General features: G+C 70.7%; 23 protein-coding genes. 13 read left to right on the forward strand and 10 right to left on the reverse strand.

Annotated features, from left to right (window positions below; genetic code table 11):
• The first annotated feature begins 75 nt into the window (after positions 1 to 75).
• Together AC067U_RS02965 and AC067U_RS02970 are read left to right on the forward strand one after the other, a co-directional pair.
• A complete protein-coding gene (locus AC067U_RS02965) occupies positions 76 to 1,443 on the forward strand; it encodes a sensor histidine kinase (RefSeq protein ID WP_478827820.1) in 1,368 nt (455 codons plus the stop codon).
• Positions 1,440 to 2,093 (forward strand): response regulator, encoded by a 654-nt coding sequence (locus AC067U_RS02970; protein ID WP_478827821.1) that lies wholly within the window; start codon positions 1,440 to 1,442, stop codon positions 2,091 to 2,093. The genes AC067U_RS02965 and AC067U_RS02970 overlap by 4 nt, the downstream gene beginning before the upstream one ends.
• Positions 2,094 to 2,225: 132 nt before the next feature.
• On the opposite strand, the gene yczR is transcribed toward AC067U_RS02970, so the two are convergent.
• Positions 2,226 to 3,704, reverse strand: coding sequence for a MocR-like transcription factor YczR (yczR, locus tag AC067U_RS02975; protein ID WP_478827822.1), 1,479 nt, complete (start codon positions 3,702 to 3,704; stop codon positions 2,226 to 2,228).
• 246 nt (positions 3,705 to 3,950) lie between these two features.
• Between yczR and AC067U_RS02980 the strand changes: the two genes are divergently transcribed.
• The 5 genes from AC067U_RS02980 (at position 3,951) to AC067U_RS03000 (ending at position 9,806) form a co-directional block, all read left to right on the forward strand.
• Positions 3,951 to 4,625, forward strand: a complete 675-nt coding sequence (locus AC067U_RS02980; RefSeq protein ID WP_478827823.1) for a nucleotidyltransferase family protein — start codon at positions 3,951 to 3,953, stop codon at positions 4,623 to 4,625.
• A 328-nt stretch (positions 4,626 to 4,953) separates the two neighbouring features.
• Positions 4,954 to 6,576, forward strand: coding sequence for a malate synthase A (gene aceB / locus AC067U_RS02985; RefSeq protein ID WP_478827824.1), 1,623 nt, complete (start codon positions 4,954 to 4,956; stop codon positions 6,574 to 6,576).
• A gap of 293 nt (positions 6,577 to 6,869) precedes the next feature.
• Positions 6,870 to 8,066 carry a GDSL-type esterase/lipase family protein gene (locus tag AC067U_RS02990; RefSeq protein WP_478827825.1) on the forward strand — a complete coding sequence of 399 codons (1,197 nt, stop codon included), beginning with the start codon at positions 6,870 to 6,872 and terminating at the stop codon, positions 8,064 to 8,066.
• Between the two features lie 117 nt (positions 8,067 to 8,183).
• Positions 8,184 to 9,137, forward strand: coding sequence for a M23 family metallopeptidase (locus AC067U_RS02995; RefSeq protein WP_478827826.1), 954 nt, complete (start codon positions 8,184 to 8,186; stop codon positions 9,135 to 9,137).
• Positions 9,138 to 9,206: 69 nt separating this feature from the next.
• Positions 9,207 to 9,806 (forward strand): 3'-5' exonuclease, encoded by a 600-nt coding sequence (locus AC067U_RS03000; protein WP_478827827.1) that lies wholly within the window; start codon positions 9,207 to 9,209, stop codon positions 9,804 to 9,806.
• Here AC067U_RS03000 and AC067U_RS03005 read toward each other — a convergent pair.
• The 8 genes from AC067U_RS03005 to AC067U_RS03040 form a co-directional block, all read right to left on the reverse strand.
• Entirely contained in the window at positions 9,803 to 10,609 is an 807-nt protein-coding gene (locus AC067U_RS03005) for an NmrA family NAD(P)-binding protein (RefSeq protein WP_478827828.1), read from the reverse strand. The genes AC067U_RS03000 and AC067U_RS03005 overlap by 4 nt on opposite strands.
• Positions 10,610 to 10,814: 205 nt before the next feature.
• The gene (locus tag AC067U_RS03010; protein WP_478827829.1) at positions 10,815 to 12,206 is read right to left on the reverse strand and encodes a nucleobase:cation symporter-2 family protein; all 1,392 of its coding nucleotides are present in this window, start codon (positions 12,204 to 12,206) and stop codon (positions 10,815 to 10,817) included.
• A gap of 326 nt (positions 12,207 to 12,532) precedes the next feature.
• The gene (locus tag AC067U_RS03015; protein WP_478827830.1) at positions 12,533 to 13,936 is read right to left on the reverse strand and encodes an 8-oxoguanine deaminase; all 1,404 of its coding nucleotides are present in this window, start codon (positions 13,934 to 13,936) and stop codon (positions 12,533 to 12,535) included.
• Between the two features lie 217 nt (positions 13,937 to 14,153).
• Positions 14,154 to 15,077 carry a factor-independent urate hydroxylase gene (pucL, locus tag AC067U_RS03020; protein WP_478827831.1) on the reverse strand — a complete coding sequence of 308 codons (924 nt, stop codon included), beginning with the start codon at positions 15,075 to 15,077 and terminating at the stop codon, positions 14,154 to 14,156.
• A 5-nt stretch (positions 15,078 to 15,082) separates the two neighbouring features.
• Positions 15,083 to 15,472: a hydroxyisourate hydrolase gene (gene uraH / locus AC067U_RS03025; protein ID WP_393579865.1), complete on the reverse strand. Its 390-nt coding sequence runs from the start codon at positions 15,470 to 15,472 to the stop codon at positions 15,083 to 15,085.
• 7 nt (positions 15,473 to 15,479) lie between these two features.
• Positions 15,480 to 15,986: a 2-oxo-4-hydroxy-4-carboxy-5-ureidoimidazoline decarboxylase gene (uraD, locus tag AC067U_RS03030; RefSeq protein WP_478827832.1), complete on the reverse strand. Its 507-nt coding sequence runs from the start codon at positions 15,984 to 15,986 to the stop codon at positions 15,480 to 15,482.
• A 176-nt stretch (positions 15,987 to 16,162) separates the two neighbouring features.
• The gene (locus AC067U_RS03035; protein WP_478827833.1) at positions 16,163 to 16,546 is read right to left on the reverse strand and encodes a helix-turn-helix domain-containing protein; all 384 of its coding nucleotides are present in this window, start codon (positions 16,544 to 16,546) and stop codon (positions 16,163 to 16,165) included.
• Positions 16,543 to 16,794, reverse strand: a complete 252-nt coding sequence (locus AC067U_RS03040) for a YkoF family thiamine-binding protein (protein WP_478827834.1) — start codon at positions 16,792 to 16,794, stop codon at positions 16,543 to 16,545. The genes AC067U_RS03035 and AC067U_RS03040 overlap by 4 nt, the downstream gene beginning before the upstream one ends.
• A 125-nt stretch (positions 16,795 to 16,919) precedes the next feature.
• Between AC067U_RS03040 and AC067U_RS03045 the strand changes: the two genes are divergently transcribed.
• From AC067U_RS03045 to AC067U_RS03060, 4 genes are all read left to right on the forward strand, one after another.
• A complete protein-coding gene (locus tag AC067U_RS03045; RefSeq protein ID WP_478827835.1) occupies positions 16,920 to 17,753 on the forward strand; it encodes a TIM barrel protein in 834 nt (277 codons plus the stop codon).
• Between the two features lie 75 nt (positions 17,754 to 17,828).
• A complete protein-coding gene (locus AC067U_RS03050; protein ID WP_478827836.1) occupies positions 17,829 to 18,719 on the forward strand; it encodes a 2-hydroxy-3-oxopropionate reductase in 891 nt (296 codons plus the stop codon).
• Positions 18,720 to 18,951: 232 nt separating this feature from the next.
• Positions 18,952 to 20,409, forward strand: coding sequence for a catalase (locus AC067U_RS03055; protein ID WP_393579857.1), 1,458 nt, complete (start codon positions 18,952 to 18,954; stop codon positions 20,407 to 20,409).
• Positions 20,410 to 20,895: 486 nt separating this feature from the next.
• A complete protein-coding gene (locus tag AC067U_RS03060) occupies positions 20,896 to 22,140 on the forward strand; it encodes an MFS transporter (RefSeq protein ID WP_478827837.1) in 1,245 nt (414 codons plus the stop codon).
• A 179-nt stretch (positions 22,141 to 22,319) separates the two neighbouring features.
• Here the strand turns inward: AC067U_RS03060 and gcl are convergent, their stop codons facing one another.
• A complete protein-coding gene (gene gcl / locus AC067U_RS03065) occupies positions 22,320 to 24,107 on the reverse strand; it encodes a glyoxylate carboligase (protein ID WP_478827838.1) in 1,788 nt (595 codons plus the stop codon).
• A 252-nt stretch (positions 24,108 to 24,359) separates the two neighbouring features.
• On the opposite strand from gcl, the gene AC067U_RS03070 reads away from it, so the two are divergent.
• Together AC067U_RS03070 and AC067U_RS03075 are read left to right on the forward strand one after the other, a co-directional pair.
• Complete coding sequence (locus AC067U_RS03070; RefSeq protein WP_478827839.1) at positions 24,360 to 25,223, forward strand: hypothetical protein; 864 nt, start codon at positions 24,360 to 24,362, stop codon at positions 25,221 to 25,223.
• A gap of 137 nt (positions 25,224 to 25,360) precedes the next feature.
• Positions 25,361 to 25,852 (forward strand): glutathione peroxidase, encoded by a 492-nt coding sequence (locus tag AC067U_RS03075; protein ID WP_478827840.1) that lies wholly within the window; start codon positions 25,361 to 25,363, stop codon positions 25,850 to 25,852.
• The last annotated feature ends 86 nt before the right edge of the window (positions 25,853 to 25,938 follow it).

Here is a 25,938-nt window from a genome sequence, read left to right on the forward strand (position 1 = left end):
TATCGAAGGGCTCATGCCGACATCAAACTTTTGGTTGACCGGGCCCGCCGGGGGCCGCTCTAGGCTGTTCGGGTCATGTCTGTGCTCTCCCCCGCGTCCCCCGCGTCCCCCACCTCCCCCGCCTCCCCCGCCTCCCCCGACCTCCCTCCTCCCGCCCGCGCGCTGACCCCGGTCACCCGGGTGCTGCGGCTGTGCCTGCACGCGCTGCTGCTCGGGCTGCTCGTCCTGGCCTGCGTACGGGCCCTGGCCGACCGGGCGCCCTGGGCGGGCTGGACGGTCGCGGCCGCCGCGCTGGTCGCCGCCGTCTACGCGGCCGGCGTACGGGTCCCGGCCGTGCACCGGTCCCCGCGGGCCGGCGCGGTCTGGCTGGCCGCCCTCGGCGCGGCCTGGCTCGCCCTGCTGTCGGTCTCCCCCGACGGGCTGTGGATCGCCTTCCCGCTGTACTTCCTACAGCTGCACCTGCTGCCGCTGCGCTGGGGCGTGGCCGCGGTCGGAATCACGGCCACCGCGGCCATCGGCGGGTTCCTCGCGCACAGCACGGCGGGTGCCCTCACCCCGGGCGCCTTCCTGGGACCGCTGCTGGGTGGGGCCGTGGCGATCGCGACGGTCCTCGGCTACCAGGCGCTGTACCGGGAGAGCGAGCGGCGGCGCGAGCTGATCGACGAGCTGATCACCACCCGGGCCGAGCTGGCCGCGGCGGAACGCGGCGCCGGGATCATGGCAGAGCGGGAGCGGCTGGCCCGGGAGATCCACGACACCCTCGCCCAGGGGCTGTCGTCCATCCAGCTGCTGCTGCGCGCCGCCGAACGGGCGCTCTCCGAGGGCGCCCCCGACCCCGCGCCCGACCCCGCCCCCACCGGGACGGGCACGGCCATCGCCGCCATCGCCTCAGTCCCCGCCGTCCCCGCCGTGCCCGCCGATCCGGCGGCCGGGCCAGCCGCGGCGCTCGCGCACATCGCGCGGGCCCGTGAGGCCGCCCAGGAGAACCTGGCCGAGGCCCGGCGGTTCGTACGCGCCCTCACCCCGCCCGACCTCGCGCACGGCTCGCTCGCGGCGGCCCTGGAGCGGCTGTGCTCGTCCGCGCCGGGGCTCCGGGCACGGTTCTCGGTGTGCGGCGGCCCCGTACCGCTGCCCACCCCCTACGAGGTGGCCATGCTGCGGATCGCCCAGTCGGCGCTGGCCAACGTGGTGCGGCACGCCGGTGCCGGACGCGCCGAAATCACCCTGACCTTCATGGACTCCTCCGTCACCCTGGACGTCGTCGACGACGGCGGGGGCTTCGAGCCGGACTCGGCGGCCGCTCGCGACGACGGGGGCTTCGGGCTGCCGGCCATGCGCTCCCGCGCCGAGTCGCTGGGCGGCACCTTCACCGTGGAGTCCGCCCCCGGCCAGGGCACCGCCGTGGCCGTCACCCTGCCGCTGCCCGTGGAGGCATCCCGATGACCAAGGGGCCCGACCGGCCGATCCGGCTGCTGCTCGCCGACGACCACCCGGTCGTACGGGCCGGGCTGCGCGCCGTCCTGGACACCGAGCCCGGCTTCGCCGTGGTGGCGGAGGCGGCGACCGCCGAGCGGGCGGTGGAACTGGCCGCGTCGGCGGAGGCGGCCGTGGACGTGGTGCTGATGGACCTGCAGTTCGGGACCGGGATGCACGGCTCGGAGGCGACGGCGGCGATCACCGCACGCCCGGGTGCGCCCCGGGTCCTCGTCCTGACCACGTACGACACCGACGCGGACATCCTGGCGGCGGTGGAGGCGGGCGCCTCGGGCTACCTGCTGAAGGACGCCCCGCCGGAGGAACTGGCGGCGGCCGTGCGGACCGCCGCCGCCGGACAGTCGGCGCTGGCCCCGGCGGTGGCCCTGCGGCTGATGGACCGGATGCGGACGCCCGCGGAGGCCCTCACCAAACGGGAGCTGGAGGTGCTCCAGCTGGTTGCGGACGGCCTGTCGAACCAGCAGATCTCCAAGCGGCTGTTCCTGAGCCAGGCCACGGTGAAGTCCCACCTGGTGCACATCTACGCGAAGCTGGGCGTGGACTCGCGCACGGCGGCGGTGGCCGCGGCCGGCTCCCGGCGCCTGATCCGCACGCCGTAGCGCCGCCCGCCCCGCCGAGGCACGGGCGCCGCTCCGCGGAGGCGTGGGCAGGCGTTCCGTACGGCGCACGCCTGTCCACACGGCGCGGCGTGGAGGCCGCCACACCCACCCGGCCGGGGCAACGGCCGCCGGTCAGGCCACCCAGTACGGGCGGTCCACGGACGGCGGGAGCGGGACCCCGTCGTGGAAGGCGGCGGCGAGGCGGCGGACCGCTTCGTCCAGGCGGTCGGCCGGCAGGGTGTACGGGATGCGCAGGCGGTGCTCGAAGGTGCCGGGGTCCACGCCGAAGCGGGCGCCGCGGCCGATGTGGACGCCCGCGGCGGCAGCGCGTTCGGCGAGGGCCGAGCTGACCGGTTCGCCGAGGTCCACCCAGAGGGACAGGCCGCCCGGCGGCAGGGTCCAGGACCATTCGGGGGTGTGGCGGGCCAAGGCCTCGGCGAGGGCCGCCCGCCGGTCGCGGAGCAGGTCGAGGCGGGCGGGGAGGCCCGCGTCCAGACCCGCCAGCAGCGGCAGGGCGACGAGCTGGTCCAGCACCGAGCCGGTCATGTCGGCGGCGACCCGGACCGAGGTCAGCTCGGCGATCAGCTTGGCCGGGGCGCGGACCCAGCCGACCCGGAGCCCGCCCCAGTGGGTCTTGCTCAGCGAGCCGAAGGTGATCACGTGGTCGGCGCCGCCGCGCGGGGCGAGCGAGGCCAGCGGCGGCGGCGCCGGCACGTCCAGGGCGATGTCGGCGATGGTCTCGTCGACCACCAGCCAGCTGCCGGCGCGGCGGGTCGCGGCGAGCAGCCGCAGCCGCTGCTCCTCGGGCATCAGCGCGCCGGTGGGGTTCTGGAAGTCGGGGATCACGTACGTGAGCCGGGGCGTGGTCTGGCGGAGCGTGGACTCGGCGATCTCCATGTCCCAGCCGGCGTCGGTGACCGCGATGGAGGCGGTGCGCAGCCGGGCGTGCCGGATGGCGTCGAGGGCATTGGCGTAGGTCGGGTTCTCGGTGACCACCCGGTCGCCTGCCCGGCAGAGCAGGGAGACGATCAGGGCGAGGGCCTGCTGCGCGCCCGCGGTGACCAGGATCTGGTCGGGGCGGGTGGACAGGCCGCGGGCGGTGAACCGGTCGGCGACGGCCGCGCGCAGGTCGGGGAGCCCGAACGGGTGGTAGCCGGGCAGTGCGGCGGCCGCCGGCAGCCGGGGCGCGGCCCAGGCCAGCGCCTCGGTGAGGCTGCCCTCGGGGGCGCCCATGGCGGCGATGGCCAGGTCGATGCCCTCTTCGGAGTCGCCGCCGGAGCCGAGCAGCACGTGCCCGCCGACGGGGCGGTGGCCTTCGGGGAGTTCGGTCCAGGTACCGGAGCCGCGCCGGCTGCGGACGTAGCCGCTCTCGCGCAGCAGGTCGTAGGCGGCGGTGATGGTGGCGCGGCTGGCGCCGACCGCCTCGGCGAGCTCGCGTTCCGCGGGCAGCCGGACGTGCAGGGCGATGCGGCCGTCGAGGATCAGGGTGCGGACGGCGTCCGCGAGGGTGCGGTAGCCCGGGCGGGCCCGGACCTCCGGGGGGAGCAGTGCGGCCAGCTGCCGACTGCCGATGGTTCTGTCCGCCGTATGGACCACTCGCCCGTTTGCCATGCCAACCTCCCCCGATTGGCTCTGCCTGCCAGGCCAATCGAGGTCCAGACTCGCTGTATTGGCCCCCGATCGGCAAGGAGTTTCCGGTATGTACGGGATCATCACGGATCGCAACGAACGCGCCCTTCTGCACGCCGCGGAGAACCGTATCGCCGAGCCGCTCCGGATCGGTGCCGCGTTGGCCGCCGTACGGGGCCTGTTCCGGCGGCGGCCACAGTCCGGCCCGGACGGGCGAGAATCGCTGCCATGTCAGCCGAATCAGCCGAATCAGCCGAGTCAGCCGAATCGATCGGTGCAGCCGGGCCGGCCGGCGCGGCCGGGGCCGGCCGCCCTCTGATCGCGGGCCTGCTGCTGGCCGCCGGGGGCGGCCGCCGGCTCGGCGGCCGCCCCAAGGCGCTGCTGCCCTACCGCGGGCGCCCGCTCGTCGAGAACGCCGTCCGGGTGCTGCGCGAGGCGGGCTGCGGCCCGCTGCACGTGGTCCTGGGCGCCTCCGCCGCCGAGGTGCGGGCACGCGCCGACCTCTCCGGCTGCGTGGTGCTGGAGAACCCGGACTGGGCGGAGGGCATGGGGTCCTCGCTGCGGGTCGGACTGGCCTCGCTGGCCGGGACGGGTGCCTCGGCGGCCCTGGTGTCACTGGTGGACCAGCCGGGCATCGGGCCGGCCGCGGTGGCCCGGGTGCGGGCCGCCTACCGGTCCCCCGCGAGCCTGGCCGCGGCGGCGTACGACGGCGAGCGCGGGCACCCGGTGCTGTTCGGCTCGGACCGCTGGCCGGACATCGTCGCGACGGCGACCGGGGACAAGGGTGCGCGTGTCCACCTGACAGCGCACGCCGCGGAGCTCACCCTGGTGGAGTGCGCGGATGTGGCGGAGCCCTACGACATCGACGTGCCGGCGGACCTGGCGCGGCTCGACCAGGTGTGAGCCGCAGCACGTTCCACGGGGCGGCCGCGGCCCCGTGGAACAGGCCGGACCGGTTCCGCCGCAGGTCCGGGGGTGCAGGGTGTGACCGATGTGGCACTGAGCGCCATAGCGGTCACAGTTTCTGTCGACTCAGAGAATCTCGACATCAACAAACCATTGAACTTCCACCATGAGGAAATTACTATCCACTGGTCAGAAGCGCCCTGAACCAAACAGACGGCGCCCGCGACCGTATTTGGAACTCTCCACACTCGACGGCACTCCGTGCCGTCCGCGCGCGAGCATTCCCCGCGGCCGCCAGGCACCGCCGCTGCAAGGAGTGACAGATATGTCCGCACCAGCGCCGTCATCGCTGGCCATCGTCGATGCCGAACCCCTGCCCCGACAGGACGAAGTCCTCACAGAAGCGGCCCTGGCATTCGTGGCCGAGCTCCACAGGCGGTTCGCCCCCCGCCGGGCCGAGCTCCTCGCCCGTCGCGCCGACCGGCGCGCCGAGATCGCCCGCACTTCCACGCTCGACTTCCTCCCGGAGACCGCACAGATCCGCGAGGGCGACTGGAAGGTGGCGCCGGCCCCCGCCGCGCTGAACGACCGCCGCGTGGAGATCACCGGTCCGACCGACCGCAAGATGACCATCAACGCCCTGAACTCGGGCGCCAAGGTCTGGCTCGCCGACTTCGAGGACGCCTCGGCGCCCACCTGGGAGAACGTGGTCCTCGGCCAGGTCAACCTGATCGACGCCTACGAGCGCCGCATCGACTTCACCGACGCGCGCACGGGCAAGGCCTACGCCCTCAAGCCCGCCGAGGAGCTCGCGACCGTCGTGATGCGGCCCCGCGGCTGGCACCTGGAGGAGCGCCACATCCAGTTCGAGGGCGCCCCGGCCTCCGGCTCGCTGGTGGACTTCGGCCTGTACTTCTTCCACAACGCGCAGCGCCTGATCGACCTCGGCAAGGGCCCGTACTTCTACCTCCCGAAGACGGAGTCGCACCTGGAGGCCCGCCTCTGGAACGACATCTTCGTCTTCGCCCAGGACTACGTCGGCATCCCGCAGGGCACCGTCCGCGCCACCGTCCTGATCGAGACCATCACGGCCGCGTACGAGATGGAGGAGATCCTCTACGAGCTGCGCGACCACGCCGCCGGCCTGAACGCGGGCCGCTGGGACTACCTCTTCTCCATCGTCAAGAACTTCCGCGACGGCGGCGAGAAGTTCGTCCTGCCGGACCGCAACGCGGTGACGATGACCGCCCCGTTCATGCGGGCGTACACCGAACTGCTGGTCCGCACCTGCCACAAGCGCGGCGCGCACGCCATCGGCGGCATGGCGGCCTTCATCCCGTCCCGCAAGGACGCCGAGGTGAACCGGATCGCCTTCGCGAAGGTCAAGGCCGACAAGGACCGCGAGGCCGGCGACGGCTTCGACGGCTCCTGGGTCGCCCACCCCGACCTGGTCCCGATCGCCATGGCCTCCTTCGACGCGGTGCTCGGCGAGAAGCCGAACCAGAAGGACCGCCTGCGCGAGGACGTCTCGGTCGCCCCGGGCGAGCTCATCGCCATCGACTCCCTCGACGCGAAGCCGACCTACGAGGGCCTGCGCAACGCGGTCCAGGTCGGTATCCGCTACATCGAGGCCTGGCTGCGCGGCCTCGGCGCCGTCGGCATCTTCGGCCTGATGGAGGACGCGGCCACCGCCGAGATCTCGCGCTCGCAGATCTGGCAGTGGATCAACGCCGGCGTCGTCTTCGAGAACGGCAAGACCGCCACGGCCGAACTGACCCGCGAACTGGCCGCCGAGGAACTGGCCGCCCTGCGCACCGAGGTCGGCGAGGAGGCCTTCGAGGCCGGCAAGTGGCAGCAGGCCCACGACCTCTTCCTCCAGGTCTCCCTGGACGCCGACTACGCCGACTTCCTGACCCTCCCGGCGTACGAACAGCTGGTCGCCCGGTAATCCGCTTCGACTGAATCGCACAGCAGTCGAATCCAAGCCCCCCGCCCCCGGTGCCCACGGCACCGGGGGCGGGGGGCTTTTGCATGCCCTTGTACGGCCTGATCCGCATCGGGCGGACAGCCGGCCCGAACGACCGGTCGGTCGTTACTCACTCGTAACCTGACGCTACCTAGCGGTAACAACTCGGCGCGTGCCACATTCTGGGCCACCACCGGCCGGAGGTACCCCCACTCACCAAGCCACGCAGCGGAGTTGTTCCTGTCTTCGGCGTGGCCGAACGCAGGAGTTCCGCAGTGACCGGATTCCGCAAGGCGAGCAAGGACCGGCCGACCGCCCGCCGGGTGCGACGACTGGCAGGCGCAGCATTGACCCTCCCGCTGGCACTGACCGGCCTGCTGACGGCGGGCGCCGGAACCGCGGTGGCCGGCCCCGGGCAGGGCCCCACCGCCGTGGTGGCCATGGGCGACAGCTACATATCCGGCGAGGCCGGCCGCTGGAAGGGCAACAGCCTCACCAACACCGGGAACCGCAGCGGCACCGACCGCGCCTGGCTCACCGGATCGTCGTACGACCCGGCGAAGGTCTACGGCAGCACCGCCGCCAACGGCTGCCACCGCTCGGACTCGGCCGAGGTGCGCAGCGCCGGGCCGATCGCCGAGGTCGCGGTGAACCTGGCCTGCTCGGGCGCCGTCACCGACAACGTGTTCCGGTCCGTCAGCGGCGGGCTGTCCTTCAAGGGCGAGGCCCCGCAGGCCGACCAGCTGGCCGCGGTGGCCGCGAGCCACGACGTCCGCGTCATCACCCTCTCCATCGGCGGCAACGACCTGGGCTTCGCCGAGATCATCGAGAACTGCGCCTACGACTTCGTCCTGTGGAACTCGTACTGCCACGACGACCAGCAGTACGCCGTCGACCAGAAGATCGACGGGGCGATGGCCAAGGTCGGCAAGTCCGTGGACGAGATCCGGGCGGTGATGCGGGCCGCCGGGTACGCGGACTCCGCCTACCGGATCGTGCTGCAGTCCTACCCCTCGCCGATCCCGCGCGGCGCGGAGAACCGCTATCCGCAGAGCGACTGGAGCCGCTACAACACCGGCGGCTGCCCCTTCTGGAACCGGGACTCCGACTGGGCCCGGGACTCCCTGGTGCCGCAGATGGCGAACCGGCTGAAGGCGGTCGCGACGGCCAAGGGGGTGCAGTTCCTGGACCTGCGGGACATGCTCCAGGGCCGTGAGGTGTGCGCCAAGACGAGCAAGCTGGTGAGCTCCACCGTGCCGGCCTCCGCCGCGACCAGTGAGTGGGCTCGCTGGATCGACAACAACGAGACCCAGGGGCCGGTCCAGGAGTCCATGCACCCCAACCACTACGGCCAGCTGGCCCTGGGCCGCTGCCTGGCCCTGGCCGTCGGGCAGCCCGCCGGGTCCGCCTCGTCCTGCAGGAACACGGCGGGCCAGGACCACACCGGGATGTACCTGACCCCGGCGCCGTAACCCGCGGACGTGCGGCGGCATCAGCACACGGACACAACGATCCGGCCGGGTCCGGTCCGGTTCGCGCCAGTTTCGGCATTCCGGACAACAGTCACCTGACAACCGACATGCGGCAGGGTGAAGATCACTGCGGTGGTCCTCGCCCTGCCGTCCCGGTCGGCGCCGCGTACGCACCGGGCCCACGCCCACGCCCCCGTCCACGTCCACGCCCCCGTCCACGCCCCCGGAGCCCATCCCGTGATCATCTGGAAGCGCCACGGTCTGGTCTTCGGCGCGGGCACCCTGTGCGTCCTGCTGAACAACGGCGGGGTGAGCCTGCTGTGGACCGTCGGAGTGGCCCTGCTCGCCGTGGGTGGCGCGATGCGCTGGTCGCTCACCCGGCGTCAGCGCCCGCGCGGGGAGCGCCCGCCGGTGGCGGTGCGGGTCCCGGTGGAGGGGCGCTGGGTGGCCCTCAACGGGCCGGCGACCAAAGTGCCCAGCCACACCCACAGCCATGCCCAGACGTACGCCATCGACCTCAAGTACGTGCCGGCGGCCGACGGTCCGGTCGCCGGCGGCGTACCGCCGGAACCCCCCTTCCGGAACCTCTGGCCGCTCGGCCGGCGCCCGCAGCGGCACCCCTCGTTCGGCCGTCCGGTCCTGGCCCCCGCGGACGGCGTGGTGGTGGCCACGGCCGGCCGGATGCGGGACCACCTGTCCCGCTGGTCACTGCCGGCCTTCGCGTTCATGTACCTGGAGGGCTTCGTCCGGGGCCTGGGCTGGCCGTGCCACCTGTGGGGCAACTACGTGCTGCTGGACCTGGGCGACGGCGTGGTGGCGGGCTTCGCCCACCTGCGCCGGGGCTCGCTGCGGGTGGGCGTGGGCGACCGCGTACGGGCCGGCCGCCACCTCGCCGACTGCGGCAACTCGGGGAACTCCTCCGAGCCGCACCTGCACTTCCAGCTGATGGACGGCCCCGACCCGGCCACCGCCCGGGGCATCCCGTTCAGCTGGACCTACCGGGACGACGACGGCACCGAACGCGACGGCGTCCCGGCCGACACCACGTACTTCACCCCCGTCCCCCGCTGATACCTCCGGCGGCGCCGCAGCAGCGAAATTCGCTGGGGTGCGGCGGCGCGGGCTGCCATGCTCACCGGCATGGCAGCCCGCAGGATCAAACCCAGCCTCTACATCTCCGTCGACATCGAGGCCGACGGCCCCATCCCCGGCCCCTACTCGATGATCAGCATCGGCGCGGCCGTCGCCGGCCTCCAGGACGCCGACGGCTACACCCCCGCGGACCCGGAGGAACTCACCTTCTACCGTGAACTCCGGCCGATCAGCGAGGACTTCGTTCCCGAGGCGCTCGCCGTCAGCGGCCTGGACCGCGACCGGCTGCGCACCGAGGGCACCGACCCCGAGACCGCCATGCGGGAGTTCACCGCCTGGGTCCGGCAGGTCTCGGACGGCACCGGCCAGCCCGTGATGTGCGGCTACCCGGCCTCGTACGACTGGACCTTCGTGTACTGGTACCTGGTCCGCTTCACCGGCGACAGCCCCTTCGGGCACTCCGGCTGCCTGGACATGAAGACCCTCTACGCCACCAAGGCCGGACTGCCGCTCCGCGCCGTCAACAAGGGCACCATGCCCCGCGACCTGCTCTCCCGCCGCCGCCACACGCACCACGCCCTGGACGACGCGGTCGAACAGGCCGACCTGCTGAACAACCTCATGGCCTGGACACGCCCGGACGCCTAGAAGCGGTCCGCGTGCTCCGTGACCCACTGCTCGAACGTGCGGGCGGGGCGGCCGGTGATCCGCTCCACGGTGTCGACGACGGTCCTCGCGTCCTCGGGGGAAGTGGCGTACCAGCCGACGACGTACTCCGCGTCCGCACGGGACACGCCGGTGGCGGTCAGCCTGTCGAGGGCCTGTTCGTGCGTGATCGGGACGAAGGCGATGTCACGGCCGGTCGCCCGGGAGAGGACCGCGATCCGTTCGCGCGGGGTCAGCGATTGGGGCCCGGTGAGGTTGTAGGCGCGTCCCGCATGGCCCTCGTCGAGCAGCGCGGCGGCCGCCACGGCCGCGATGTCCGCCTCGTGGACGAGCGCGCTGGGATGGTCGTACGGCTCACGCACGATGCCCTCGGCCCGGACCGATTCGGCCCAGGTCAGCGTGTTGGACATGAACTCCTGCGGTTCCAGGCGGGTCCACTCCACCCCCGAGTGCGCCACGGCCTGCTCGACCGGTCCCACGAAGCCGCCCCACAGCACGGTGATGCGGCGCACCCCGGCGTCGACGGCCCGTCGCACCAGTTCGGGCCCGACCTCGGCGAGCCCCGCCGTGACGGTGATGTGCATCCGCGTGACGCCGGCGAGAGCCGCGTCCAGTCCCTCCGGCACCGTGTGCGTGCCGGCCACGAGCTCCACCCCGGCCGGTAACCTCCCCGCCGCCGCGGCCGGATTCCGGGTCAGTGCCCGGACGTGCTCTCCCCGCCGGACCAGCTCCGCCACGACGTGCCGCCCGGTGTTCCCGGTGGCCCCCGTTACCAGTGTCGTCATCGTTGATCTCCTCTCATCCGTACCGACGCTAGAAGTTCAACCGGACTTGAGGTCAAGCACTGCTCTCTCTCCCCCGCGCCCCCCGCAGACGGATACGGCGGTGCGCACGCCACACCCGCAGTGGGTGACGTGCGCACCGCCGTATGGCCTCGATGCCCGGGGCTCCGTACGCCGTGCTCGCTACTCCCCGGTCAGCACTCCGCGCTCAGTGCACGGCGACCGCTTCGGGTGCGGCCGCGTTCTCCCGGCCCCGGTCGCCCAGGTGGTTGAAGGCCAGGTTGAGGAGGATGGCGACCACGCAGCCGGTGCTGATGCCGGAGTCCAGCACGACGAGGAGGTCCTCGGGGAAGGCGTGGTAGAAGTCGGGCGCGGCGATCGGGATCAGGCCGACCCCCACCGAGGCGGCCACGATCAGGGCGTTCTCGCCCTTCTCCAGCGCGGCCGCGGCCAGGGTCTGGATGCCGCTGGCCGCGACCGAGCCGAAGAGGACGATGCCCGCGCCGCCCAGCACCGGCAGCGGGACCAGGGCGATCACCGAGGCGGCCACCGGACACAGGCCGAGCAGGATCAGGATGCCCCCGCCGGCCGCGACCACGAACCGGCTGCGCACCTTGGTCATCGCCACCAGTCCGATGTTCTGGGCGAAGGCGCTGCACATGAAGCCGTTGAAGACGGGGCTGAGCGCGCTGCCGAGCGCGTCGGCGCGCAGGCCTCCCTCGATGGTCCTCTCGTCCGCGGGACGGCCCACGATCCGGCCGAGGGCGAGGATGTCGGCGGTGGACTCGGTCATGCAGACGAGCATCACGATGCACATGGAGATGATCGCCGCGACCTGGAACTGCGGGGCGCCGAAGTGGAAGGGCGTCGGGAAGCCGACCAGATCCGCGTCCCGGATCGCGTCGAAGTTCGTCATGCCCAGCGGGAGGGCGATGAGCGTGCCGGCGACGAGACCGAGCAGGATCGCTATCTGCTGCAGGAATCCGCGCAGGAACCTGCGCATCAGCAGCACGATCGCCAGGGTGAGCGCCGCCATCCCGATGTTCTTCATGGAGCCGTAATCGGCGGCGTGGGCGTTGCCGCCCTGGGACCAGTTGAAGGCCACCGGGAGCAGGGAGACGCCGATCAACAGGATGACCGTGCCGGTGACCACGGGCGGGAAGAAGCGGACGAGTCTGCCGAAGTAGGGGGCGGCGAAGAAGCCGAGGAGGCCGGCGACGATGATCGCGCCGAAGATGACGGGGATGGCGTTGTCGCCCTCGCCCTTCCCGATGGCGATCATCGGGGTCACGCCGGCGAAGGAGACGCCGTTGACGAAGGGGAGCCGCGCTCCGATCCGCCAGAAGCCGAGGGTCTGGAGGAGGGTGGCGAGTCCGGCGGTGAAGAGGGACGCGCCCATCAGGAAGGCCGTCTCCTTGGCGGAGAGCCCGACGGCCGGACCGACGATCATGGGGGGTGCGACGACGCCCGCGTACATGGCGGCGACGTGCTGGAGACCGCTGGTGAACATCTTCAGCGGGGGCAGGGTCTCGTCGACCGGATGCCTCTCCGCCGGTGTCACGGTGGGGACTTGTTTGCGGGACCTGGGTTGTGCGGCCACGGGTGGCTTTCCTCCGGTCGGTTAACACGTCGGCAGGTGACGTGGGTGTCAGGGAGGTGGTGCAGGTACGGCGTGGGGGGTGATTCGGTTGCTTCAGGTGCTTTCAGGCGCTTCGGGTGTTGCTCGGGGTGCTGCGTCGCTCGCTGTTCGGGGCATGCCAAAGGAGCCCTCGGAAGGGAAGGCGGCATGGTCCCCTGTCGGGTTCACCGCCCCCGGTTCATGCCGCATTGGAGAACTACGACATGAACCGGGAGCAGCCGGCCCGGACCCCGCTCGGGTCCGGGACCACCGGCCGGAGGCCGTCCCCCCCGGCCGGATTCTCGATGTCAGCCCTGCGCGGCGATCCGGGCGAGGCGCTGGGCCTCTTCCCGGGTGGACACGGCGATGGCGTCCTCATCCGCGGTGATCAGGCGGTTGTTCTCCACGATCTGCTTGCCGTTGACGAACGAGGCCGTCACCGGAGCCGCCGCGCCGAAGACCAGCGCGGTCACCGGGTCGGCGATCGAGGAGTGCAGGAAGGTGTTCAGGTTCCACAGCACCAGGTCGGCGCACTTGCCGGCCTCCAGCGAACCGATGTTGTCGGCTCGGCCGAGGACCTGCGCGCCGCCGTAGGTGCCCAGGCGCAGGGCCTGGCGGGCGTTGAGCGCGGCCTCGCGGTGCACCGGGTTCAGGCGGTTGATCAGCAGCGCGTTGCGCAGCTCGGTGTGCAGCTCACCGGACTCGTTGGAGGCGGTGCCGTCCACGCCGAGGCCGACCGGGACACCGGCGGCGAGCATGTCCGGGACGCGGGCGATGCCGGCGGCCAGACGGGCGTTGGAGGACGGGCAGTGCGCGACACCGGTCTTCGTACGGGCGAAGGCGGCGATGTCGGAGTCGTTCATGTGGACGCTGTGCGCCATCCACACGTCCTCGCCGAGCCAGCCGGTCGACTCGAAGTAGTCCGTCGGGCCCATGCCGAAGAGCTCGTGGCAGAACTTCTCTTCCTCGACGGTCTCGCTGCCGTGGGTGTGCATCCGCACACCCAGGCGGCGGGCCAGCTCGGCGCCCTGCTTCAGCAGCTCGGTGGAGACCGAGAAGGGGGAGCACGGGGCGACGGCGACCTGGGTCATCGAGTCGAAGGACGCGTCGTGGAACCTCTTGACCGTGGCCTCGGTGTCGGCGAGCGCGCCCTCCAGGGTCTCGACCGCGTGGTCCGGCGGCAGGCCGCCGTCCTTCACGCTGCGGTCCATGGAGCCGCGGGCGAGGGTGAAGCGGACGCCCATCTCGGAGGCGGCGCGGATGATCGCGCCGGAGAGGTCGCCGGCCCCCTTGGGGAAGACGTAGTGGTGGTCCATCGCGGTGGTGACACCGCCGCGGGCCATCGCGGCCAGCGAACCCTGTGCGGCCGAGTAGGCCATCTGCTCGTCGATGCGCGCCCAGGTCGGGTACAGGGCGACGAGCCAGTTGAAGAGGTTGTGGTCGGTGGCGAGGCCACGCGTGATCCACTGGTAGAAGTGGTGGTGCGTGTTGACCAGACCGGGGGTCACGAGGTGCCCGGTGCCGTCGATCCGACGTGCCACGTTCGTGAGGTTCTCGGGGGCGTTGCCCGCACCGATTGCCTCGATCTTGTTGCCGGCGATCACGATGTGACCCGAGGCGTACTCGGTGTCGTGGGCGTCGACGGTCGCGATCGCACAGTTCTCGATGACGATGCGCTCGACGGTGCTGTCAGAAGTTGCCGATGCAGCCATGGGGCTTCCTCGTGCTTTCAGTGGCGGTGCGGGCACGGCAGGGCCCAGGAATTTGAGTACCGGAGCCGGGGGCCTTGACAGCTGACAGTACTGTCGCCCCGTGTGATACGCCGGGTGCCGAATACAGGAAATAGGTGTCTGTGGGGGTACCCCGCCCCGGGGCCACTGCGGAGCCCCGGGACGCGGCGCGACCTATCCTCTTCGGATCCTCTGCGGATTAGAGGTTGGTCAGGTCCACCGGGATGCGCGCGTCGGCGCCGTCACGGAGGATGGTGGCCTCGATCAGACCGTACGGACGGTCGGCGGCGAAGTACACCTCGTTGTCGTTCTTGAGGCCGAACGGCTCAAGGTCGACGAGGAAGTGGTGCTTGTTCGGGAGCGAGAAGCGGACCTCGTCGATCTCCGAACGGTGGTTGATGATGCGCGAACCCATCTGGTACAGGGTCTGCTGCAGCGACAGGGAGTAGGTCTCCGCGAAGGCCTCGAGCATGTGCTTCTTGGTCGCCTCGTAGGACTTCTCCCAGTTCGGCATGCGCTGCTCGTCGTCGGTCCAGTTGAACCGCCAGCGGCCCGACACCTGGGTGGCCAGGATGCGGTCGTACGCCTCCTGCAGGGTCGTGTACTTGTCCTTGACGTAGCCCCAGAACTCCGAGTTGGTGGAGTTCATGACGACCAGGTCCTTGAGGCCGGAGATGACCTCCCAGTTCTGGCCGTCGTACGTCACCTGCGTGACGCGGGTCTCCTGGCCCTTGCGGACGAACGAGTGCTTGACCTCGTCGGCGCCGATGAACTTGGAGTTCGCGTCCGAGGTGGCGATCCGCTCCCAGGAGTACTCCTCGATGCGGATGCGCGCCCGGTGGATCGGCTCCTGGCTGTTGACGAACCAACGCGCCAGGTGGATGCCGAACTGCTCGGCGGACTCGATGCCGTACTCCTTGGCGAACGCGTACACCGTGTTCTTGGTGGTGTCGGTCGGCAGGCAGTTGGCGTTCGAGCCGGACAGGTGGACGTCGGACATGTCGCCGGAGAGGGCGACCGAGACGTTCAGGTCCTTGATGTGGTGGGTGTCGCCGTCCCGCGTGATCTTGACGACGCGGTTCTCAGCTTTGCCGTACTGGTTCTGCCCGAGAATCGTGGTCATGTCTGCTAGCTCCCTCGGTAAACGGAGTAGCCGAACGGGTTGAGCAGCAGCGGTACGTGATAGTGCTCGCCCGGGTTGACCGCAAACGTGATGGTCACCTCGGGGAAGAACGCACCGCTGTCCCTTACGCGGGGGGCGTCCTGCTGCGCCTCGGCTTGCTTCTTGGAAAAGTACGCCTCGGTCTCGAAGTCGAGGCGTACGTGGGTGGTGCCCTCCGGCAGTGCCGGCAGGTCCTTGCAGCGCCCGTCCGCATCGGTGGCGGAGCCGCCCAGGGCCGCCCACTCCGCGTCGAAGCCGCTACGGGCCGACAGGGTGATGGCGACGCCCTCGGCGGGGCGGCCGATGCTGGTGTCCAGGATGTGGGTGGACACCGAGGCAGTGGTCTCAGTGCTCATCTGCTGTTCACTCTCCTTCTGCGAGTCGGGTCAGACGGATCCGGTTGATCTTGACGAGTTCCCCGCGGGCGATCTCCCGCTCGGCCTCGGCAGTGTTCTCGATCCGGACCTTGACCGCGTCCCGCATCTGCTCACCGGTCGCACCGGTGGCGCAGATAAGGAAGACGTGGCCGAACTTCTCCTGGTAGGCGAGGTTCAGCTCGAGCAGTTCAGCCTTGAGCTCCTCGGAGGCCCCGGCCATACCGCGCTGCTCACGCGCGGAGGTCGGGTCGCCCGGCTTCGGCCGGCCGATCGGCGGGTGGCCCGCCATCGCCTCTCCCAGGTCCGCGGCGGTGAGCTCGGCCATGGCGGCGTCGCTCGCGGCGAACAGGGATTCGGTGTTGGCGTACGGGCGCTGGGCGAGCATCTTGCTGCCCCATGCCGAACTGGCGCACACCTCGTGCAGTTCGGCCGTGGCCGCTGCGTCGTCCAAGGTGTTGAACCGGGTGAGACCCGGGGTCGTGCTCGAAGTCACGGGAAGCCTCCGTGGCCGTGTCACTGGCCTTGTTGCATTGACGGGCTGGGAGTAATTAACGCCCTCCGACAACACGGCGTCAACACTTTGTTGAAACTTCCGGTACACAAAAGCCGCCGCCCGGTTGAATCGGGCGGCGGCTCGTCACTCTAGGTGAAAAACGGGTGACTTTCAGGTCATCCGCGGGTGCTCTTGTTGGGGTTTTCCCGGTTCAAGTAGTTGTAGACCGTGAACCGGCTCACACCGAGGGCTCCGGCCACGGTCTCCACCCCGTGCCGCACGGAGAAGGCGCCGCGCGCCTCCAGTATCCGCACGACGTCCTGCTTGGACTTCCGGTCCAGCTGCGCCAGCGGCATCCCGTGCCGGCGCTCCAGCGCCGCCAGGATGTGCTCCAGCGAGTCCGAGAGCTGCGGCAGCCGTACGGCCATCACCTCCTGCCCCTCCCAGGAGAGGACCACGTCGTCGGGCTGCGCCTGGGACGGGTCCATCAGCTCGCCGCCCATCGCGTCGACGAGCGGCTTGACTGCGGCGACGAAGGGGTGGTCGCGGGGCTCGGTCATGCGCCGTCCTCCGGGATCACGCTCACCTGCAGCGAGACCCGGGTGGCCCCGGCCCGCAGCGAGTCGCGCAGTAGTGCGGACACGGCGTCCAGCACCCCGTCCGCCGCACCCTCGGCGGTGTTGCCGAACGGGCCGACGTCGACCGCGTCCAGTTGGGCCTTCTGGATGACCTCACGGGCGGCCACCGCATGGGCGGGCGCCTCCTCCAGGTCGAAGGGCTCGGTCGTGAACTCCACTCTCAATCGCACCCCGTCAAGCTACCCCGACGTACGGAAATGAAGGGAGTCCCCACTTGACAAGTCGGGCGCTCGACTTGCAACCTTCCATCAAGCAGAAAATAACTTCCGCAATACGGAAGGAGCGCATACCCCTCATGGGATACACGGACCAGCGCTTCGATGTGAACCTGTCGATCCTCTACACGGAACTCCCGCTCCTGGAGCGCCCCGCGGCCGCCGCCGCGGCGGGCTTCACCGCGGTCGAGCTGTGGTGGCCCTGGATCGAAACCCCCACCCCGGCACAGGAGGAGCTCGACGCCCTCAAGAAGGCTCTTGAGGACGCCGGCACCCAGCTGGTGGGACTGAACTTCTACGCGGGCCAGCTGCCCGGCCCGGACCGCGGTGCGGTCTCGGTGCCCGGTGAGGAGTCGGACCGCTTCCGCGCCAACATCGACGTCGCGGCCGACTTCGCCGCGTCGGTGGGCTGCAAGGCGCTGAACGCCCTCTACGGCAACCGCGTCGAGGGTGTGGACCCGGCCGTCCAGGACGAGCTCGCCCTGGAGAACCTGGTCATCGCGGCCCGCGCCGCGGACCGCGTCGGCGCGATCCTGCTGATCGAGACGCTGAACAAGCCCGAGTCGCCGCTCTACCCGCTGGTGAGCGCACCCTCCGCGATCGAGATCGTGGACAAGGTGAACGAGGCGACCGGTCTGGGGAACGCCAAGTTCCTGCTCGACCTGTACCACCTGGCGATGAACGATGAGGACCTCTCCGAGGTCATCGAAAAGTACGCCGCCAAGACCGGCCACGTCCAGATCGCGGACAAGCCGGGCCGGGGTGCCCCGGGCACGGGTGAGCTGCCCCTCGAGGACCTCCTCGACCAGCTCAAGAAGGCCGGTTACCAGGGCTTTGTCGGCCTGGAGTACAAGGCCGCCGACGCCGCAGCGTCCTTCGACTGGCTGCCGGCCGAGGCCCGCGCCGCCAAGTAAGAGGACGAAGTCCGGGCGAAGGCCCAGGCACCCGTCGCACTTTTCGTACGAAGCATCAACACGAAGGACCTCATCATGAGCAACCTCCCCAAGATTGCGTGGATCGGCCTCGGCATCATGGGCTCCCCCATGTCCGAGAACCTCCTGAAGGCCGGCTACTCGGTCACCGGCTTCACCCTGGAGCAGGACAAGCTGGAGCGCCTGGCCGCCGCCGGCGGCACCGCGGCCGGCTCGATCGCCGAGGCCGTCAAGGACGCCGACGTGATCATCACGATGGTGCCCGCCTCCCCGCAGGTCGAGGCCATCAACTACGGCCCCGCCGGCATCCTGGAGAACGCCAAGTCCGGCGCGCTCATCATCGACATGTCGTCGATCACCCCGCAGACCTCCGTCGACCTGGCGAAGAACGCCGCCGAGAAGGGCATCCGCGTCATCGACGCCCCGGTGTCCGGCGGCGAGGCCGGCGCCATCGAGGCCGTCCTGTCGATCATGGTGGGTGGCGAGCAGGCCGACTTCGACTCGGCCCTGCCGATCCTCGAGGCCCTCGGCAAGGTCATCGTCCTGTGCGGCCCGCACGGCTCCGGCCAGACGGTGAAGGCCGCCAACCAGCTCATCGTCGCGGTGAACATCCAGGCGTGCGCCGAGGCCGTCGTCTTCCTCGAGAAGTCCGGCGTGAACCTCGAGGCCGCCCTGGACGTCCTCAACGGCGGTCTGGCCGGCTCCACGGTCCTGACCCGCAAGAAGGACAACTTCCTGAACCGCGACTTCAAGCCCGGTTTCCGGATCGACCTGCACCACAAGGACATGGGCATCGTCACCGACGCCGCCCGCAACGTCGGTGCGGCCCTCCCGGTCGGCGCGGTCGTCGCCCAGCTGGTCGCCTCGCTGCGCGCCCAGGGTGACGGCGGCCTGGACCACTCGGCCCTGCTGCGCGCCGTCGAGCGCCTCTCCGGCGCCCAGATCTGAGCCGCGCCCTCCCCGCTCCGTCAGGAGCGCGCTCCTGACCAGGAGCAATGAGTTTCCGGATGGTGCCGGTGCTGACACCTGTCCTGTCGCGCCCAAGCGCCGGCACCGTCCGGATCACCACTCTTCTTCATCTTTCTTCAACAAACTGTTGACGTCGCGTTCGAGCCGAAATTAGGCTCATCCGCATGGCGGAAGACGCTTTCCGTCAGCAGCTCCCGTACGGAAGGTCACCATGTCGAAGCGCGTGCTTACGACCGAGTCCGGCGCCCCGGTCGCCGACAACCAGAACTCCGCCACCGCCGGCGTCGGTGGCCCTCTCCTGATCCAGGACCAGCAGCTCCTCGAGAAGCTCGCCCGCTTCAACCGAGAGCGCATCCCGGAGCGCGTCGTGCACGCCCGTGGTTCCGCCGCGTACGGTTACTTCGAGGTGACCGACGACGTCACGCAGTGGACGTCCGCCAAGTTCCTCTCCGAGGTCGGCAAGAAGACCGAGACCTTCCTGCGCTTCTCCACCGTCGCCGACTCGCTCGGTGGCGCGGACGCCGTCCGCGACCCGCGTGGCTTCGCGCTGAAGTTCTACACCGAGGACGGCAACTACGACCTCGTCGGCAACAACACCCCGGTGTTCTTCATCAAGGACCCGATCAAGTTCCCCGACTTCATCCACTCCCAGAAGCGCGACCCCTTCACGGGCAAGCAGGAGGCGGACAACGTCTGGGACTTCTGGGCGCACGCCCCCGAGGCGACGCACCAGATCACCTGGCTGATGGGTGACCGCGGCATCCCGGCCTCCTACCGCCACATGAACGGCTACGGCTCCCACACCTACCAGTGGACCAACGCCGAGGGCGAGGCCTTCTTCGTCAAGTACCACTTCAAGACGAACCAGGGCATCCGCTCCCTGTCGGGCGAGCAGGCCGCCGAGATCGTCGGCAAGGACGCCAACTCGCACCAGACCGACCTGCTGCAGGCCATCGAGCGCGGTGTGAACCCGAGCTGGACCCTGTACGTCCAGGTCATGCCGGCCGCCGAGGCCGCGGACTACCGCTTCAACCCGTTCGACCTCACCAAGGTGTGGCCGCACGCCGACTACCCGCTGCAGCGCGTGGGCCGCCTGGTCCTCGACCGCAACCCGGAGAACGTCTTCGCCGAGGTCGAGCAGTCCGCCTTCTCCCCGAACAACTTCGTCCCGGGCATCACCGCCTCTCCGGACAAGATGCTCCAGGGCCGCCTGTTCGCCTACGCCGACGCCCAGCGCTACCGCCTCGGTGTGAACCACACCCTGCTGCCGGTGAACGCCCCCAAGGCGACCACCGCGCAGAACTACGGCCGCGACGGCGCCATGGCGCTCCGCAACGGCTCGCGCCACGACAAGAACTACGAGCCCAACTCGTACCAGGGTCCGGCCGAGACCGGTCTGGCGCTCGGTGCCCCGAAGGCCGTCTCCGGCTACACCGGCACCCACGCCGCCCCGGCGCACACCAAGGACGACGACTTCTTCCAGGCCGGTGAGCTCTACCGCCTGATGTCGGAGGCCGAGAAGGAGCGCCTGGTGGCGAACATCGCCGGCGGCCTTTCCCAGGTGTCCCGCGAGGACATCATCGAGAAGAACCTGGCTCACTTCCACGCCGCCGACGCCGACTACGGCAAGCGCGTCGAGGAGGCCGTCCGCGCCCTGCGCGACGCCTGAGCCAGTCCCAAGAACGCGCCGGGGGCCTGACGGGAGGTCAGGCCTCGGGTGCCACCCGCTGCCGCGGACCCGGATGAGGGGTGGTTCACGGCAATGGGAGGACGAGGACCGCGGTGGCGTCGAGCCAGTGCGGTGGTAAAGGCCCAGCGGCCCGTCTCTTGACCTGAGGGAGACGAAGCCAAGGTGTCCTGTCGGCGCCACCGCGGTCCCAGCCGAACATCCTGTCCTTATATATAGGGGCCACGCACAGATGCCCCTGTGTACGAGGACGGGACCACATACCCCGCCCGGCGGAGCGAACGTCCTGTCGCGCCAGCCTCGCCCCGTCGGGCGGTAACACCTCCCAAGCCAGCGCCGAGTCACGGACGGTCCCGTGACTCGGCGCTTTTTTGTCTGCTGCCTGGAAAGCCGCCGTGCACCTGTGCCTACAATGTGCCCGCTCGCCTTCGGAGTCCGCCACACAGCGACCCTCCGGAGGCTTTTTTCATGCCTTCACTCACCCATGGCTCCTCGTCTCCTGACTCCTCGTCTCCTGACTCCTCGTCCCATGGCTCCTCGTACCGATCCCTGCTCCGCAACAGGCAGTTCGCCGGCCTCTACGCGAGCTTCACGCTGACCACGGCCTCCGGCACCCTGTCCGGCTTCGCGCTGGGCACCCTCGTCAGCCGGCAGACCGGCTCCCCGTTCCTGACCGCCGTGAGCATGTACGGCTCCGTCTTCGCGACCGTGCTCGGCGCCCTGACCCTGATGTCGGTGGCGGACGGCGCACGGCCCCGCCGGACACTCCTAGCGCTCCAGGCCCTCTCCCTGGCCGGTGTCACCGCCCAGGCCGTCCCCGGGCTGCCGCTGACCGCCAGATTCGCCCTGCTGCTGCTCCTGGGGTTCTTCCAGTCCCTGGGCACCGGCACCCGGATGGGACTGCTCGCCGAGGCCGTGCCGGCCTCCGCCTACGTCCCGGCCCGGTCGCTGATGAACATCACCTCCGGCGGCACCGCCGTCCTCGGGTTCGCCGTCGGCGCCGTACTGCTGCGGCTGCTGAGCCCGCAGCAGGTCTTCGCCCTCGCCGCGGCCCTGACCGCGGCCGCTCTGACGGTGGTGGCGGCCACCGTACGGGAGCGCACCGCAGGGGAGCGCACCAGCCCGGAGCGCACATCCCCGCCGGCTCGCCGCCCCGGGCTGCGGCAGACCCGGCGGGTCAACGCCGAGCTCTTCGCCCACCCCGCCAGGCGGGCCCTGCTGGTGCAGCTGTGGGTGCCCAACGGCCTGGTGGTCGGCTGCGAGGCCCTCTTCCTCTCCTACGCGCCCGGGCACGCCGGCACCCTCCTGGCCGCGGCGTCGGCAGGGATGCTCCTCGGGGACCTGATGGTGGGGCGGCTGCTGTCCGCCGAGCAGCGGCAGCGCTGCGCCTTCGGCCTGCGGCTGCTCCTCGCCGTCCCCTACCTGCTGTTCGCCCTGCACCCGCCGGCTCCGGTGCTCACGGCGGCCGTGTTCCTCTCCGCCGCGGGGTTCGCCGCCACCCTCCCCCTGCAGGAACGGCTGCTCGCCCTGACCCCCGAGGCCGTACGCGGGCAGCTCCAGGGCGTCGAGTCGGCGGGCCGGATGACCTGGCAGGGGATCGGCGCCGCGGCCGCCGGCGGGCTCGCCCAGTGCACCGGTCCGGGCACGGCGATCACCGTCCTCGCCTCACTGTCCATCGCCGTCACCGTCCTCGCCCGGCGCAGGACGGCGTAGGACGGCGTAGGAGAGCCGGGGAGCCCGGCCCTCTGCCTCCGCTCCACCAGCGCGCCCCTACCTCGGAAACCGGGGCGCCCACACGCGACTGCCCCCGCCCCTCCGAGTGGAGGGACGGGGGCAGTCGGTGGCGCGGTGCCACGGCCACGTCGGCGGCCGGGGCGGTCAGACCTTCAGGATCAGACCTGGAGGGACTTGATGGCGGTCGGGGCGTGGCCCGGCTCGGTCGCGAGCTCTTCGAACTCGGTGACGTCGCTCATGTCGACCGTCTTGCTCATCGCGATGTTGGTGACGCGCTCCAGGATGGCCTCGACGACGACCGGGACCTGGAACTCCTGCGCCAGCTTCTTGGCCTCCTCGAAGGCCTCGCCCAGCTTGTCCGGGTCGGTGACGCGGATCGCCTTGACGCCCAGGCCCTCGGCGACCTTGACGTGGTCGACGCCGTAGACGCCGATCTCCGGGGTGTTGATGTTCTCGAACTCGAGGTTGACCTCGAAGTTGATGCCCAGACCACCCTGCGCCTGACGGATCAGACCCAGGTAGGCGTTGTTCACGAGGACGTGGACGTAGGGGACCTTGTGCTGGGCGGCGACCGCCAGCTCCTCGATCATGAACTGGAAGTCGTAGTCACCGGAGAGGGCGACGACCGGGGTCTCGGGCTGCGCGGTGGCGGCACCGATGGCGGCCGGGATGGTCCAGCCGAGCGGGCCGGCCTGGCCGCAGTTGACCCAGTGGCGCGGCTTGTAGACGTGCAGGAACTGCGCGGCCGCGATCTGGGAGAGACCGATGGTGGTGACGTAGCGGGTCTCCGGGCCGAACGCCTTGTTCATCTCCTCGTAGACGCGCTGCGGCTTCATGGGGATGTTGTCGAAGTGCGTACGGCGCTGCAGGGTGGCCTTGCGCTCCTGCGCCGAGGCGGCCCAGGCGGAGAAGTCCGGGAGCTTGCCCTCGGCCTTCCACTCCTTGGCGACCTCGATGAAGAGCTCCAGGGCGACCTTGGCGTCGGAGGCGATGCCGTAGTCCGGGGCGAAGATCTTGCCGAGCTGGGTGGGCTCGATGTCCACGTGGACGAACTTGCGGCCCTTGGTGTACGCCTCCAGGTTGTACCCCGTGTGGCGGTTGGCCCAGCGGTTGCCGATACCGATGACGGTGTCGGACTCCAGGAAGGTCGCGTTACCGTAGCGGTGGGCGGTCTGCACGCCGACCATGCCGGCGGCCAGCTCGTGGTCGTCCGGGATGGTGCCCCAGCCCATCAGGGTGGAGATGACCGGGATGCCCGTCAGCTCGGCGAACTCGACCAGCAGGTCGGACGCGTCGGCGTTGATGATGCCGCCACCGGCGACGATCAGCGGGCGCTCGGCCTCCAGCAGGAAGCTCAGGGCCTTCTCGGCCTGGGCGCGGGTCGCGGACGGCTTGTAGACCGGCAGCGGCTGGTAGGTCTCGGGGTCGAACTCGATCTCGGTCAGCTGGACGTCGATCGGCAGGTCGATGAGGACCGGGCCGGGACGGCCGGAGCGCATCAGGTGGAAGGCCTGCTGGAACACGCCGGGGACCTGCGCGGCCTCCAGGACCGTGGTGGCGGCCTTGGTGACGGGCTTGGCGATCGAGGCGATGTCGACGGCCTGGAAGTCCTCCTTGTGGAGCTTCGAGACCGGGGCCTGGCCGGTGATGCACAGGATCGGGATCGAGTCCGCAATCGCGGAGTACAGGCCGGTGATCATGTCGGTGCCGGCCGGGCCGGACGTACCGATGCAGACACCGATGTTGCCGGCCTTGGCACGGGTGTAACCCTCGGCCATGTGCGAGGCGCCCTCGACGTGGCGGGCGAGCGTGTGGCTGATGCCACCCACGTTCTTGAGCTCACGGTAGAAGGGGTTGATCGCAGCGCCGGGCACGCCGAACGCCTGGTCGACTCCTTCGAGCTTGAGGATCTCCACGGCCGCGGCAGCGGCGGTCATACGAGGCATCGGTACTCCTGCGGTCAGGCTGTTTTTCCGGGGGTTTCCGTAATCCGGAAGTTTTTTTCTGTTATACGGAACAAGCTAGAGGGCGTCTCCGTATGCGTCAAGGCGCTACGGCACCCCGGAACACACCAAAAGCCGCCATTCGCTCCGTCAGTTGCACAAAATCCGAAGCACGGCCACCCGCGGGGCCACGGGTGGTAGAGCATGGACTTACGCACAGCGACGGTCTGGGCGCCGGGAGGGGTGCGAGAGCGGATGGCGGAAACGGTCCCGGTGCGCTGCCCGGCATGTCTGCGCGAGAACGGCTACACCGCGCCGGTCTTCCCCTGCGCCTGCGGGAGCCCGGTGGTCCCTCCCCTGGACCTCACCCGCGCCGCCCAGCCGCTGACGCACCGCACCTGGGTGGACGCCTGGGTGGCGGTCCGCTGCGGGAACTGCGGACGGGAGAGCGAGTGGCCTGCGCCGGAGGTCGGCTGCGGCGGGTGCGGGACGGTGGCACTGCTGCCGGTCCAGCCGCTGCGCGACGATGCACCCGTACCCGAGACCTCCGCACCCGGAACGGCCGCGGCCCCGGGCGGGACTCCCTCCGGAAGCCCGACCGACAGCTCGTCCGGAAGCCCGGCCGGAAGCCCGTCCGACAGCTCGTCCGACGGCCCGTCCGACAGTCCGTCCGGAGGTCCGTCCGGAGGTCCGTCCGGAACGGCCTTCGGGACCCAGGCCGTTCCGGTGCCGCGGCCCGCGTTCCGGCCGGTCACCATCCGTACCGCCCGCGACGCGGTGGCCACGGCCGCGCTCTACCTGCGCTGGCTCGGCTTCCGAGACGTACGGCAACCGGACGCGCGGCCGCTGCCCTCGGCCGCGGTCGACCTCAGGGCGCCCGGGCTGGTCGCCCAGGTGGACCCGACGACCTCACCGGCCGGGCTGCGGGCGGTGGAGTGCGTCTGGCTGAACGGGCTGACGGCCTCGGCGACCAGCGTGTACTTCGCCCTGGCCGGCTACACCGACGATGCCCGGGCACGCGCGGACGAGCTGGGGATACCGCTGTTCGTCATGGACCTCACCGGGATGCCGCAGCCGGTCAACGACCCGGCGGACGTGCTGTACGCGACGGGGGCCTGAAGCGGAATGCGACCGGGCCCGCGACAAGGGCCTGAGCGGAATGCGACCGGGGCCGGACCGGACCGTCGGAGATGATCGCCTATGGTTCGGGGGAATCCCTCCGGCCGCCCGGCCGCATCCTGCCGAGGAGACGTGTCTTGAGCACCCTGTACGACATCCCGCTGGTCACCCTGGACGACGAGCCGACCACGTTGGCGCCGTACAAGGGCAAGGTGATCCTCCTCGTGAACACCGCCTCGCAGTGCGGGCTCACCCCGCAGTACTCGGGGCTGGCCCGGCTGCAGTTCAAGTACGCCGAGAAGGGCTTCACGGTGATCGGCGTGCCGTGCAACCAGTTCGGCGAGCAGGAGCCGGGCACCGCGGAGGACATCCAGACCTTCTGCGCCGCCGGCTTCGGCGTCACCTTCCCGATGCTGGAGAAGTCCGAGGTCAACGGCGAGAACCGGCACCCGCTGTTCCGGGAACTGGTGAAGACCCCGGACGCCGAGGGCGAGGCCGGTGACATCAAGTGGAACTTCGAGAAGTTCCTGATCTCGCCGGCGGGCGAGATCGTGGGCCGCTTCCGCCCGCGCACCGAGCCGGAGTCCGCCGAGGTCATCGCCGCGATCGAGGCGCACCTTCCGGCCTGAGCCCGCACTCCGATCAGCCCGCCCCGCCCGATCCGCCCCGCCCGTACGGGCCCGTGCGGGTGGCACCGGCACCGGCACGGATCGGG

It is taken from the genome of Streptomyces sp. NPDC043853, from assembly GCF_056436025.1.

Coding starts and splice junctions, on each gene's coding strand:
- AC067U_RS02965 (WP_478827820.1), top strand. CDS start 76: ATGTCTGTGCTCTCCCCCGCGTCCCCCGCGTCCCCCACCTCCCCCGCC.
- AC067U_RS02970 (WP_478827821.1), top strand. CDS start 1,440: ATGACCAAGGGGCCCGACCGGCCGATCCGGCTGCTGCTCGCCGACGAC.
- yczR (WP_478827822.1), bottom strand. CDS start 3,704: ATGGCAAACGGGCGAGTGGTCCATACGGCGGACAGAACCATCGGCAGT.
- AC067U_RS02980 (WP_478827823.1), top strand. CDS start 3,951: ATGTCAGCCGAATCAGCCGAATCAGCCGAGTCAGCCGAATCGATCGGT.
- aceB (WP_478827824.1), top strand. CDS start 4,954: ATGTCCGCACCAGCGCCGTCATCGCTGGCCATCGTCGATGCCGAACCC.
- AC067U_RS03000 (WP_478827827.1), top strand. CDS start 9,207: ATGGCAGCCCGCAGGATCAAACCCAGCCTCTACATCTCCGTCGACATC.
- AC067U_RS03005 (WP_478827828.1), bottom strand. CDS start 10,609: ATGACGACACTGGTAACGGGGGCCACCGGGAACACCGGGCGGCACGTC.
- AC067U_RS03015 (WP_478827830.1), bottom strand. CDS start 13,936: ATGGCTGCATCGGCAACTTCTGACAGCACCGTCGAGCGCATCGTCATC.
- pucL (WP_478827831.1), bottom strand. CDS start 15,077: ATGACCACGATTCTCGGGCAGAACCAGTACGGCAAAGCTGAGAACCGC.
- uraH (WP_393579865.1), bottom strand. CDS start 15,472: ATGAGCACTGAGACCACTGCCTCGGTGTCCACCCACATCCTGGACACC.
- AC067U_RS03035 (WP_478827833.1), bottom strand. CDS start 16,546: ATGACCGAGCCCCGCGACCACCCCTTCGTCGCCGCAGTCAAGCCGCTC.
- AC067U_RS03045 (WP_478827835.1), top strand. CDS start 16,920: ATGGGATACACGGACCAGCGCTTCGATGTGAACCTGTCGATCCTCTAC.
- AC067U_RS03050 (WP_478827836.1), top strand. CDS start 17,829: ATGAGCAACCTCCCCAAGATTGCGTGGATCGGCCTCGGCATCATGGGC.
- AC067U_RS03055 (WP_393579857.1), top strand. CDS start 18,952: ATGTCGAAGCGCGTGCTTACGACCGAGTCCGGCGCCCCGGTCGCCGAC.
- AC067U_RS03060 (WP_478827837.1), top strand. CDS start 20,896: ATGCCTTCACTCACCCATGGCTCCTCGTCTCCTGACTCCTCGTCTCCT.
- gcl (WP_478827838.1), bottom strand. CDS start 24,107: ATGCCTCGTATGACCGCCGCTGCCGCGGCCGTGGAGATCCTCAAGCTC.
- AC067U_RS03070 (WP_478827839.1), top strand. CDS start 24,360: ATGGCGGAAACGGTCCCGGTGCGCTGCCCGGCATGTCTGCGCGAGAAC.